This is a genomic window from Pontibacillus salipaludis, from assembly GCF_014642405.1.
Classification (GTDB): domain Bacteria; phylum Bacillota; class Bacilli; order Bacillales; family BH030062; genus Pontibacillus; species Pontibacillus salipaludis.
Genome location: NZ_BMIN01000015.1, coordinates 26714 through 39055, shown reverse-complemented (window position 1 = coordinate 39055; position 12342 = coordinate 26714). Strand labels below are relative to the sequence as shown.

Genomic DNA, 12342 nt, shown 5'->3' with positions numbered 1-12342 from the left:
TTACAATGGAAGGAATTCATTGGGAGATAAAAGATCACATTGCTTATGTAACGTTATCAAGACCGGAAGCTTTAAATTGTTTTAACTTCGCCATGTTGCAAGAACTTGGGGATGTCATTGAACGATTACATGTACACCCTAATGTGCGCTGTGTGATCTTTACAGGAGCAGGTGAGAAAGCGTTCAGTGCTGGAGCTGATTTGAAAGAGAGGAAGACGTTAACAGATGCAGAAGTGCGGAGGAATGTAAAAAAGATAGGCGATGTATTTCAAGCTGTAGCTGAGCTACCTCAACCGACTATTGCTGCTGTGAATGGATATGCATTTGGCGGAGGTTTTGAGCTTATGCTCGCTTGCGACTTCCGTTATGCTGTTGCGGATACGAAAATGGGTCTTACTGAAACGAGTTGGGGCATTATCCCAGGGGCCGGGGGTACGCAGCGTCTTCCGCGTTTGATTGGAGATATGAGAGCGAAAGAATTAATCTTAACAGCTAAGAAGATCACATCAGAGGAAGCGTATAAGTATGGACTGCTTATGGAAGTAGTAGAGCGTGGAAATTTGTTAGACCGATGTAAGGAATTAGCATCGTCCATGCTTGCCAACGGACCAGTAGCTGTACAACAAGCCAAACATGCTATAAGTAAAGGAACTGAGATTGATCTAGGTACAGGGCTAGCGATCGAATCAAAGGCCTATGAGATTACCATTCCGACTAGAGACCGTGTGGAAGCTTTAGAAGCTTTCGGAGAAAAACGTGCTCCTCAGTTTACAGGTAACTAAGTGTGAAAGATCTTAAGAGTCGATCGTCCTCAACTCATGTGCCTTTTTCCATATTCATGATATAATCGTAATAGTTTTCTGAATACGATGAAAAAAGAGACAAAGGATGTTGGGGATGAATACTAGATCAATGATTTTTACCCTTTATGGGGATTATATACGGCATTACGGCAATAAAATCTGGATTGGGAGCTTGATTCGGTTGCTGAAAGAGTTTGGTCATAATGAGCAGGCTGTGCGTGCAGCGATTTCTCGTATGAGCAAGCAAGGGTGGCTTAAGGCGGAGAAGCAAGGGAATAAAAGCTACTATTCACTAACTGACATAGGCTTAAAGCGTATGGAAGAAGCGGGGAATCGTATTTTTAAATTGAATCCTGAAACGTGGGATGGAAAATGGCGCATGCTTTTTTACACGATTCCAGAAGAAAAGCGTAACTTACGTGATGAACTTCGGAAAGAACTAGTATGGAGCGGATTTGGTACGATGACCAACAGCCTGTGGATATCACCAAACCAGCTAGAGGAAAAAGTCTATTCCCTAATAGAGAAGTATGAGATTGAAGAATATGTTGACTTTTTCATAGCTTCTTACGATGGCCCTCATGAGAATCAGAGGCTTGTAGAGAATAGTTGGGATATTGGTGAGATTAATGAGAAGTACAATGAATTTATTGCCCATTACAGTCAGAAATTCATCATTGATAAGAACAAGATAAAAAGTGGAGCCATGAGTGATGCAGAATGCTTTGTAGAACGAACTAAACTTGTACACGAATACAGGAAATTCTTATTCATTGACCCAGGCTTACCAGAAGAGCTCTTACCTGAGAAATGGTATGGAAGTTACGCAGGTTCCCTTTTTAGTGACTACTACAAGGAACTTGCAGAACCCGCAAACCGTTTCTTCGAACAAGTCTTTAGCGATGGAAATGAAATGACCTTAAAAGATAAAGGGTACGACGTTCTATCCCATCCACTAATGCTTGATAAAGAGTAATAGACCTGTAAGACGCACCTTTGTTTCAAGGTGTGTCTTTTAATTTTATGGCTCTGTTAATGTTTAGTGTTGATTTTGCTACATATAAGCCCCCTTATACGACTCGAAGTTGAGAGATTGCCTCCGTTTTCCCAAATTGAGAATGAGGTGGTTCGGGAAATCACTCGCTTTCCGCGGCGAGCTGGGAAGCCTCCTCGTTCGCTACGCTCTCTGTGGGGTCTCCCCTAGGCTCTTACTGCCGCAGGAGTCTCGCAATTTCCCGAACCACCTCTGCCATATATGAGGGAACGGAAGCATGCCACATATGAGAAGGCATATTGTTGAAGTCCCGCCATGCTCTGGCTAAGGGGACGTTATACGACTTCTGATAGGGGGGGCTGGGGAACGGGGAGACTCCTGCGGGAGAAAGAGGTCGACGAGACCCCGCAGGGTGGGTTTCCCGAGGAGGCTTGACAGCTCGCCCGCGGAAAGCGAGTCGTTCCCAAGCCCCCCTACCACTCAATAAACGTAACGTCCCCACTCACAATAAAGTGTCTCAACTTCGAGTCTTCAACAATCCTGCCCTATTCTTGAACTAGCTTATTATAAAGAATAATAACATTAAACTTTAACAGAGCCTATTTTATAGAAGTCCGTAATGAATGTTATATGTAATCAATCAATCGCCCTTCATAAACGAGTTCTAGTTGATCGTTCTCTCTGAAGTCATCAGGTGTAACAAGAGCAGGGAGCTTATCCCACAGCTTAATACCAGAGCGGTTCAGTACTTCTGCTACGAACTGAGAACAAAAGTAAGAGTTGCTGAATTCTACAGGTTCTTTCATAGATACCCCGATAAGGCCGAGGATATTATACAAGAATTTATGATTATTCCTTTGAAAAACCTCAAGAATTCTCCTCATTTTCTCTTTTTCACGTTCAGTCACATGTAGACGATAAATCACACACATGGTGTTACGGTACTTGCTGAATGTTCCGTTCTTAATATCCTCTTTCACAAAGCCGCCGTTAAGGGGATTGTTTGGGGACTTACGACCGAAACTGTACATATCCTTTAAGTGCGGATCAAAAGAAAGAGAAGCATGATTGTAGGGGGCTTTCGTATACTTTTTTATAAGCGAAGTGAAGACGGTACCTGTATCAGACAACATAATATATACATAGTTTAGTTGATCCACTATACGATTCCCCTTTCTTACATTTCCTTTATTTTCATTATATAGGAAATTGTTTAAAATAGATGTAGTTTGTGTGTTAAGAAGGGAGGATTCTATGATAGAAAAGATTTTGACCTTATCTGTTGTTTTTATTGGTTTATGCTCAGCAACCATAGCTCTTTATGGCTTTAAGAAGAAGCAGCCTGATAAAGACTTCACGGGTATTTGGTTTCGTGTGAAAACATGGTGGGGGATGTTTGTAATCTTCTGCTTTGCAACTCTATTTAACCCGATTGTCTCTTTGTTTTCCATAATGATCCTTTGCTTTTACTCTTTGAAAGAATACTTTTCCATGATGAAAACGAGGAAATCAGATAGGCGACTATTTTTATGGTCTTATCTTATGATCCCGCTTCAATTTCTTTGGATTTATGTAGGATGGTATGGAATGTTTATCGTGTTCATTCCCATCTATGTATTCTTATTCTTACCTGTTCCCAGAATTATAGGGAAAGGAACATTAGGTTTCTTGCGTTCTGTGAGTTTTACTCAATGGGGCATGATGCTCATGGTTTTTGGTTTAAGCCACTTGGCATTTTATTCATCGGCATCGCCAGAGTATGGTCCGAATCTTGTACTTTATCTTATTGTTCTAACGCAGGTGAACGATGTCGTTCATTCCATTATTTCACTTTACTTTGGACGTCATAAAGTTGTGCCCACGTCTAATCCTAATATATCGTGGGAAGGTTTTATTGGTGCCTTCCTCACAACAACTATTGTCTCTTATGTACTCTATCCCTATTTTACCCCCTTTGGTATCCAATACGGTGTGTTGTCTGGGGTGTTAATAAGCGTAACAGGATACTTTGGTAGTTTGACAGTATCTGTGCTGAAGCGAGATTTGCTTATAGGAGATAAGGAGAAGTTTGAAACCCTACAAGGTAAGTATTTAAGCAGGATTGATAGTTTAACTTATACAGCCCCTGTATTTTTCCACGTTACGAGGTATTTCTTTGACTTTATGTAAAAATGGTAGAGACTGATGTTGTCTTTGACGAGGGATAAGGTGGGGTTAGGAGGAAGAGAATGAGATACGCAAAGAAAGTACCTGAATGGTGCCCTGATATCCATGAATCTTTGATAGAAAAAGGTTGGATTCCCCTTAAGGAGCCAAAGAGTTTAAAGGAGGCCATTCTTTATTCTATCCCTTTTATGATTGTGGGAGGTGGGGGCGCCGTTCTAAGCTTATCGATATCATGGGACGTTACTATTGAACAGTTCGGAATTGATTCTCAGACTGGTGCAATTTCATTCACTATTAATCTGTTAACCATTTTCGGTTTTCTATTTATGTTGCTCCTTCATGAACTGCTACATTTAATTTTTATCCCCCGCTTTATTACTTCAACTACCACTTGTATTGGCCTGACGTTTTATGGAGGCTTTGTGACAACGGAAGAAGAGATATCAAAAGGGAGGTATATTCTAATCACCTTAGCACCATATCTTCTTTTATCAATAATAGGTCCTGTAGTACTAGGGATAGTTGGATGGATGCCAGCGATTGTAGCGGGTTTTATCTTTTTAAATGGAGTGGCATCTTCAGTAGACCTCTTTAATTTTTTACTCATCTCAACACAAGTACCTAATGGTGCTCGGCTAAAGAGTAATGGTTCTTTCACATATTGGAAACAAAAGGCAGAAGCTTAAACGCTTCTGCCTTACGCATCTTGTGTTTCTCTTGCTTCCTCGTGGTCACTAGAATCATTTTGGATTTCTTTATACCTACGTTTTTGTCTGTACCCATAGGTAATGTTACGAACGAGCTCATCATTCTCAAGGCCTGCTCCAATTGCTCCAGCTAGAGTTGCTACAGAAGTAGCAAGCCAAGAAAGTTTAATATAATCAATCATTCCTGCTTTACCTTCTAAACCAGCTTCTGCCGCAAATAATTCGGCTGGGACGAAGACTCGAACAGCTAGGAAGAATAATATAAGAAGCATGGTGTAATACAATAAGACAGCTAAACTTAACGTAATAACAGTGACGAGATTATAAACTCTTCTTAAATTGTATTTGCTGCGATGAGAAGGTTTTTCCCATAAATTATGAGCTAAAATGATCCATATAATCATACTTGATAAAGCTGTCAGCATTAAACCAATAAAACGAATCGATTGAAAAGCTGCACTAAGTTGCCATAGAGTTGGGAAAATTAAGCCGTATGTACCTGTTGCAAAGGCAACAGCTACAACGCTCTTAAATGAAGGGAAAATCGTCCATGGACGATTCGCGTATACCATTCCCATTAATACACGAAGTCTTCCGTTTATTTTAGGAATGACAATGTAGCGTAGGCTGTCTTCTTCATCTTCAGGAACTATTTTGCGAATAGGAGAGAAAAGCTTTGGAAGCTTCTTTTTTCTCTGGTGTTCTTGAGACGTATTATAATGATAATAATGAAGTTCACTAATGGTTTCAAGCACCACTTCCTGAAGCCGTTTTTTCATAGGGACAGAGCCGAAAGCAGGTAAAGAAATTTGAGAAACGCCTCGACTCTTATTAATGTCTGCAAGCACAATATTACCGTTCTCGTAAATCGGTAAGTCTGTAAGGCAAATTGCATAATCCCATTTGTTCTTTTGTTTACGGATTTCGGTTTCTTCAATAATTTCATCAGCTGTTTCGGCTGCTCCGGTTAGAGGATCAATGATCACATCAATTTCCCACTCTAAAGAAGCGTCAATCTGATCTACCAGCAATTCAGGTAAGATCTCAGCTAATCGCTTAGCCATCTTTTCAGGCAGTTCTGGGGCAGGTACTAGACCTACTGCAATGTCACCCACTTCAGATTCACCTCCTTCCCTTATTTATAAGATAACAATATTTATCTTCCACTCACTCTTTCATTTAAAACTAGTTTTATATAAATATATTATGTTAGAAAAATGAAAAAGGAATATAAGTTGATCAAATTGGATCGTTTTAACAAAACGAGGAGGTTTTTCAAGCTTTAAATACTATTTTGACTTAGAGATAGGAGTAGAAAAATAAATTTTTTTTAGCATCTATTGACGAATTGTGCCCCTCACTGTTACAGTAGTAATTACTTATTCTTGTTCGGATTTATAATGAAAGAAAAAGTTACTCGAAAGAAAGTACTTTAGTCTGGAATGAATTTAGAGAGCAATAATAGTAATACAATGTGGACTAGATCCACGCAGGAGGCAACAAACATGTTACAAGGTACAGTAAAATGGTTCAACGCAGAAAAAGGTTTCGGATTTATTGAAGTAGAAGGTCAAGACGATGTATTCGTTCACTTCTCTGCTATCCAAGAAGAAGGTTTCAAAACTCTAGAAGAAGGCCAAGCAGTTTCTTTCGAAGTTGTTGAAGGCGACCGTGGCCCACAGGCTGCTAACGTTCAAAAGTAATTGAACGAAATAGAAAGAAGCTCTCCAATTGGGGAGCTTCTTTTTTTATGGTATAATGAATAATTAAGCTCAAATCATAGCATTTTAAAAATACAGAATGAGCATCAATAGGAGGATCTATAATGAAAGCGGTTCAAGTAACAGGATACGGAGATGTAGACAAACTAGAGGTTAGAGAAGTTGAGAGACCTACACCTAAATCTCATGAGGTGCTCGTTAAAGTTATGGCTTGCGGAATCAACAATACAGAAATATGGATGAGAGAAGGAGCATATGGCACTGGATCGAAGTCCGGTTGGCGTCCGGAAGGTGTGCAATTTCCAAGGACGCCAGGTTCAGATATAACTGGAAAGATTGTGGAAGTTGGAGAAGACGTAAGTGATACAATGATGGGGAAATCTGTTGTTCTTTTCCCGTTCACCTCAAGTGGAGAAGAAGGGTCTGAACATATTTCAGAAGATATGTCGTTTATCGGATCAGAATATGATGGTGGTTACGCTGAGTATGTCGTTTGGCCAGCAGATTTGTGTTACGACATGCCACTAACAGATTACATAGAGAGTGCCGTCTTTTCTGTAAGTGGAATGACAGCTTGGCATATGGTCGAGCAAATTCAGCCTAACGCATCAGAGACCGTTTTGGTGACAGGGGCAAACGGTGGAGTTGGCTCACTAAATGTGCAAATTGCTGCTCACGTATTTGGAGCAAAGGTAATTGCTGTTGTTGGAGACTTGGCTCTAGAAGGTAAGATGAAAGAACTTGGCGCAACACATGTCGTTTCGTATAAGTCAGACAATTTAGCTGAGGAAATAGTAGAGGCAAATGGTGGTCCTATCGACTCCGTTCTTGATGTAGTTGGGGATCCATTATTTAATACTTCTCTTCATGTATTAAAAAAAGGCGGGAAGTTTTGTACCTCAGGTTCCGCAGGGGGACAGAAGACTGAGCTAGATCTTAGAACATTATACTTAAAGCACCTTACATTTTATGGATCCGTATTAGGAACGCGCGAAGAATTTAAGCGAATGCTCCAAGCAATCTCTGAAGGAAAAATTAAGCCAGTGCTTGATCGAACGTTCTCGCTTAGTGAAGCGAAAGAAGCTCAAACATACTTTAAACAATCCGGGAAAGTTGGAAAAATTGTATTGGTACCTGAAGGTGAGTAGTACGACTTGACATAATAGGAAAATCAATATCTTTGCAGTGGCCCAAATCCTGATGAATGTGACTATAAAATATTATAAATCCCCTCTTCTTTATTAAAGAGGGGATTTTTGTGTTCATGACTTAGTCTCACTGCTTTCTTGGTCTTCTTCCTCATTTTCACTCTCAATCTCAATAATTTCACCAGACATGCCGTCTACTTCAACTTCTTGCATTCCATCTTCTGTTTGAATATTAAATTCGAATACGATTGTGCCGTCTTCATCTTCTGCTTCTTTTTCTGTTATTTCTCCATTTACTTCATCTAGAGCAATCTTCTCTGCTTCCTCTTCAGTAAGATTTGCTTCTTTTATTAGTTGATCTTTGTCTTTAGAAGAAGCGAAGGTGTTTTCTACCATATCTGTACTCTCGAATAAGATTCCTCCGCCAACAATTCCAAGGGTAATTCCGCTGATAATTAAAGTCTGTTTGTTAATAAATTTCATTTGATATACCTCCATAACTGAGTTTGTGTTTAACATTTCACCATTAATGGTATCGTTTCAAGATGAAAACGTAAGAAGAGAATGGTTAGAACTAGATAAGAATATTCTCATCAAATTCTAATGTGGTAAAAGGCTGATTGTAACGGTCGTCCATATTAGAATAAACAATTGAGGTGATGACTTGGAGCAAGATCGAATTTTAGTGGTAGAAGATGAGAAAAGTGTGGCTACATTCGTAAAATTAGAACTTGAGCACGAAGGATATCAGGTAGACGTGGCGACCGACGGGGAAAATGCAATCACTAGGTTTGAAGAGAATGAAGACTATAGTTGTATTCTGCTAGATTGGATGCTCCCTAAATTAGATGGGCTTGAAGTTTGTAGGCGAATTCGAAAGAAAAGTTCGGTGCCCATTATTATGCTAACCGCTCGTGAACAAGTTGGGGATAAAATAGCAGGTCTCGATCGTGGGGCAGACGATTATCTAACAAAGCCGTTTGAAATTGAAGAATTATTGGCAAGAATTCGTGCGATTATGAGAAGAAGTATTCCATCATCAGAACAAGAATCAGAGGATCGTTTGCACATTCATGATATGACCGTAATGCTGAAAAGCAGGCGAGCCACGCGTGCAGGGTATGATATTGAATTAACACAGCGAGAATTTGACTTGCTTACTTTCTTGATTAAGCATAAGAATGAAGCCCTTAGTCGGGAATGGCTTCTTTCTGCTGTATGGGGATATGACTTTGCTGGGGAAACGAATGTTGTTGATGTTTATATTCGGTATTTGCGGAATAAGATAGATCGTGACTTTGAGCCAAAGTTAATAACGACCGTGAGAGGGATCGGCTATATGCTCTATTATTAGGCGCCAGAAGGTGATTTGTTATGAAGAATTCAAAGAGAACGCTCCTTTATCAATTTACAATGACATATATCTGGGGTTACACCGCTATCTTGCTGGTCATGGCAGTTATCGTGAGTGGATCCATTACTTATTTTTTGCTTCATGAGACGAATAGAGAATTAAATGTGTTGGAAGAGAAGCTTCAAAACCTTGAAGAATCAGGTATACAAGCCAAATTGAATGAACTCCTTTATCCTAATTATTCGGACTATGCCATTCGTATCTCTCGTAATGAGAACGTGCTAGCAACCTCTGAAGAATGGCAGGATTTTGAAGAGGAATCAGAAGGTTACCCAACATGGTTTGGACCTTTTGGGTTTCGTATTGAGGAAGGTATTTATTATAAAAGGGATCTATACATGGGTGGGCCTAAAGGAGAGCGAAGTTTAAATATTTGGGTGCAGTTAGAAGATGAAACAGAATTCTTAGGTATTATCCTTCAAGTTTTCTTCTTTATTGGTTTGGCCTCACTTCTTATTGGGGCTTATATCCTTTATGGTTTAACAAAGAAAAGACTCAGTCCTTTATTGTCCATAACAGAAGAGATAAAGGAGATGGAGAAACATAAAGATGGAATTAGTAGAATTAATGAACCAAAAGAGCCTCTGGAGTTAAGAGAGTTATCAGGGGCATTCAATCAACTCCTTCATCAACTAGAAGAACATGTAGAACGTGAGAAGGGGTTTATTGCAAATGCATCACATGAACTAAGAACACCTCTGACTGCATTCAGAGGCCACATAAATTTGCTTAAAAGGTGGGGGAAGAAAGATGAGTATGTTTTAGAACAATCATTACAAGCGTTAGGTGAGGAAAGTGACAGAATGGAAAGAATAACACATCAAATGCTCACCCTTGCTCAACATGAAAACAATGTCTTGAAAGCAGAAAGAGTAAATATTACAAAGATCCTTCATTTGTTAGTAGAAAAGTATAAAGAAGGCACCTCTTTGCAGATCAATCTAGAAAAAGATGAGGATCTCGAACTTATGGGTGATGAAGAGCAACTGCGTCAGGTGTTCGTAATATTATTGGATAACGCCCTTCGCTATACAAAAGAAGGAAGGGTATCCGTTAAGGCTTACCAAAAAGACAATGATCTAACTATTTCTATATCTGATACTGGTGTAGGCATTCCCGAAGGTGAACAAGGAGAAATTTTTAACCGTTTCTACCGGGTAGACAGGAATCGTTCAAGAGAAACAGGTGGCACAGGACTTGGATTATCAATTGCTAAAGCCATTGTGGAAAAGCATAGAGGAATGATTCGGATTGAGAGCAAATCTGGAGAAGGAAGTACTTTTATAGTGGTGTTACCTGTAAAAGATTAATAAATAGAAATTATGAGAGAAGGGCAGATGTGTTCTTCTCTTTTTTTACTGAAAACTATTACAATTGCGACAATATTATGGCAATATATGTATTGGAGGTGGAGTATGAAAAACTCGATCATACAAGGTGTGGTAATGATAATTATTTTGTTGTTTGTTTCTTCTGCACCGTTTGTCATTATAAATTCATTCGAAGGTGTAAAGATTGAGTATGGAATGATGATTGAACTGGTGCAAAGTATCCCTTCTATAGATTGGCTAAATCGTATAGACGCTGCATTTATAGAACGCATGGTCAGAACGTTTATCCTCTTACTAGTAGCTGTGCTATTAGGGTTGACGTTTGCACTAGTGCTAGGATTATTTGTTGCTCGTTTTAAAGTATTTCGTCTATTTCGTGGGCTCATTGAAGTGATTGCGATTATACCTGATTTCATCATTATTATCTTTTCAGTTGTCCTTGGTGTCCAAATCTATCAATGGACAGGTATCCGTGTAATGAGTTTTATGCCAGATAAGAATACGGCTCATTTTTGGTTCCCTGTAATGGTGTTATCGATTGCTCCAGCCCTTTATTTCTTAAAGCTTATACATGTTCGCTTTCTGCAAATAAGTGGAGAAGATTATGTTCGAACAGCGGTTTCGAAAGGGTTGGATATCACTACGATTAACTTGCAGTATGTGTATCGAAATATGCAACCATTTATACATGCTGAATTGACTAAGGGACTATCGCTTACGATTGGAAATCTGTTTATCGTAGAATATTTATTAAATGTGATTGGATTAACACATTACATATTTGCTGTGAAAGATTTTCCAGCGACGTTACTTGGGTTATGTGCCTTACTCATTATTGCTTTATTCGTGTTTCTTATTATTAAATTTATTCTTTTCTTATTCAGAAAGGGTTTAATCTATGAATAGAATTCGTCAAATGAATTTACCATTGTATATAGGCTTCTTCCTGGTGTTAGGGTTTATCTTTATTGCTGTAGCAGGTCCAAACCTAGCAATACATCCCTTAGATCATAAAGTAGAAGTAGAATATCAAAGGATAGACGGAAAAGGGGTTGTGGTGGCTCCGCCTGTTCAGGCATTTACCGTTCCTGATTATCCACTTGGAACGGATAAGTATGGATACGACCTCTTAACAAAGCTTTTATATGGAGCAAAATATACAATAGGAATTGCGGTCGCTACTGCATTACTTAAGATGGTGCTTGGTGGTGTGATTGGCCTTTATGCTGGGTCTTTTAAGTCAGAATGGTCCTTTTGGAAAGCGGTCGAAAACTCGGTTAGTTACATTCCGGTGTTTTTAATTTTATATTTTGTACTTCAACCTATTACAATCAATCCAAGTCTCAAGTCTATTGAGCTTATTTTCGTGTTTATCTTTGTGATGACAGTGTTAAGTTTGCCAAGTGCAATCGCATCGGTACGTAAACAAACAAGAGAAATTGTGAAGAAAGAATACGTTGAAGTAGCCAGAACTCTCGGTGCTCGTCGTAACAGGCTTATATGGAAGCATATCTTTCCTCAGTTGAAAGAAGGGCTTCTGATAATGTTTGTTATGGAAATTGTATTCGTAATGACGGTCATGGGTCAGCTTGGAATTTTCCACTTATTTATGGGGGGTACCATTAAGCAAACAATGCCAACCATCTATTTATCTATGACAAACGAGTGGGCAGGGTTAATTGGACAATCACGAGGCCATATTTTTGGAAACCACTTTATATTGATGGTTCCACTAGTAGCACTTGTCTTAGCAACAAGTTCATTTGTCTTATTAGCGAGAGGATTACAAAATCATTTCCAAACGGACTATCAGAAAGCACCATGGATTCCGACAGGGCGCACATCCCATCAACCGCTTCCAAAAATGAAGATGAGAATGGGTGACCGTTTAAAGGTTACACCAGGCTTAGTTATTATGGGAGTATTTCTTTTATTATTTGCAGTAAGTATGGTGTTAGTGTTGGGAGAAGTGGTCTGATTAATCAGTGGACTAAAAAGATAAATGGATAGGGGAAGTACACACTAAAGAACACCGAACTCTAACGTATTCGGTGTTCT

The 12342-nt window shown here is 39.2% G+C and carries 13 protein-coding genes; 10 read left to right on the top strand and 3 right to left on the bottom strand.

Annotated elements, in window-relative coordinates; translation table 11 throughout:
• The first annotated feature begins 5 nt into the window (after positions 1–5).
• Both IEW76_RS15100 and paaX read left to right on the top strand, forming a co-directional pair.
• Positions 6–782 (top strand): enoyl-CoA hydratase-related protein, encoded by a 777-nt coding sequence (locus IEW76_RS15100; RefSeq protein ID WP_188655264.1) that lies wholly within the window; start codon positions 6–8, stop codon positions 780–782.
• Positions 783–897: 115 nt separating this feature from the next.
• Positions 898–1779, top strand: a complete 882-nt coding sequence (gene paaX / locus IEW76_RS15095; protein ID WP_188655262.1) for a phenylacetic acid degradation operon negative regulatory protein PaaX — start codon at positions 898–900, stop codon at positions 1777–1779.
• Positions 1780–2423: 644 nt separating this feature from the next.
• Here paaX and IEW76_RS15090 read toward each other — a convergent pair.
• Positions 2424–2930, bottom strand: a complete 507-nt coding sequence (locus IEW76_RS15090; protein WP_188655319.1) for a hypothetical protein — start codon at positions 2928–2930, stop codon at positions 2424–2426.
• Positions 2931–3051: 121 nt separating this feature from the next.
• Here IEW76_RS15090 and IEW76_RS15085 point away from each other — a divergent pair, with 121 nt between their 5' ends.
• Together IEW76_RS15085 and IEW76_RS15080 are read left to right on the top strand one after the other, a co-directional pair.
• The gene (locus IEW76_RS15085; RefSeq protein ID WP_188655260.1) at positions 3052–3966 is read left to right on the top strand and encodes a phosphatidate cytidylyltransferase; all 915 of its coding nucleotides are present in this window, start codon (positions 3052–3054) and stop codon (positions 3964–3966) included.
• 59 nt (positions 3967–4025) lie between these two features.
• Positions 4026–4649 carry a DUF3267 domain-containing protein gene (locus tag IEW76_RS15080; protein WP_188655258.1) on the top strand — a complete coding sequence of 208 codons (624 nt, stop codon included), beginning with the start codon at positions 4026–4028 and terminating at the stop codon, positions 4647–4649.
• Between the two features lie 11 nt (positions 4650–4660).
• Here IEW76_RS15080 and IEW76_RS15075 read toward each other — a convergent pair whose 3' ends face one another.
• Positions 4661–5785, bottom strand: coding sequence for a hypothetical protein (locus IEW76_RS15075; RefSeq protein WP_188655256.1), 1125 nt, complete (start codon positions 5783–5785; stop codon positions 4661–4663).
• Between the two features lie 390 nt (positions 5786–6175).
• Between IEW76_RS15075 and IEW76_RS15070 the strand changes: the two genes are divergently transcribed.
• Both IEW76_RS15070 and IEW76_RS15065 read left to right on the top strand, forming a co-directional pair.
• Complete coding sequence (locus IEW76_RS15070) at positions 6176–6373, top strand: cold-shock protein (RefSeq protein WP_036781972.1); 198 nt, start codon at positions 6176–6178, stop codon at positions 6371–6373.
• 122 nt (positions 6374–6495) lie between these two features.
• Complete coding sequence (locus IEW76_RS15065; RefSeq protein WP_188655254.1) at positions 6496–7539, top strand: zinc-binding dehydrogenase; 1044 nt, start codon at positions 6496–6498, stop codon at positions 7537–7539.
• A 114-nt stretch (positions 7540–7653) separates the two neighbouring features.
• Here IEW76_RS15065 and IEW76_RS15060 read toward each other — a convergent pair whose 3' ends face one another.
• Positions 7654–8022, bottom strand: coding sequence for a PepSY domain-containing protein (locus tag IEW76_RS15060; RefSeq protein WP_188655252.1), 369 nt, complete (start codon positions 8020–8022; stop codon positions 7654–7656).
• Between the two features lie 181 nt (positions 8023–8203).
• Here IEW76_RS15060 and IEW76_RS15055 point away from each other — a divergent pair, with 181 nt between their 5' ends.
• From IEW76_RS15055 to IEW76_RS15040, 4 genes are all read left to right on the top strand, one after another.
• Complete coding sequence (locus tag IEW76_RS15055) at positions 8204–8893, top strand: response regulator (RefSeq protein ID WP_188655250.1); 690 nt, start codon at positions 8204–8206, stop codon at positions 8891–8893.
• Between the two features lie 20 nt (positions 8894–8913).
• Positions 8914–10263: a sensor histidine kinase gene (locus tag IEW76_RS15050; RefSeq protein ID WP_188655248.1), complete on the top strand. Its 1350-nt coding sequence runs from the start codon at positions 8914–8916 to the stop codon at positions 10261–10263.
• 105 nt (positions 10264–10368) lie between these two features.
• Positions 10369–11190 carry an ABC transporter permease subunit gene (locus IEW76_RS15045; protein ID WP_188655246.1) on the top strand — a complete coding sequence of 274 codons (822 nt, stop codon included), beginning with the start codon at positions 10369–10371 and terminating at the stop codon, positions 11188–11190.
• Entirely contained in the window at positions 11183–12262 is a 1080-nt protein-coding gene (locus IEW76_RS15040; RefSeq protein WP_188655244.1) for an ABC transporter permease, read from the top strand. The genes IEW76_RS15045 and IEW76_RS15040 overlap by 8 nt, the downstream gene beginning before the upstream one ends.
• Positions 12263–12342 lie beyond the last annotated feature (80 nt).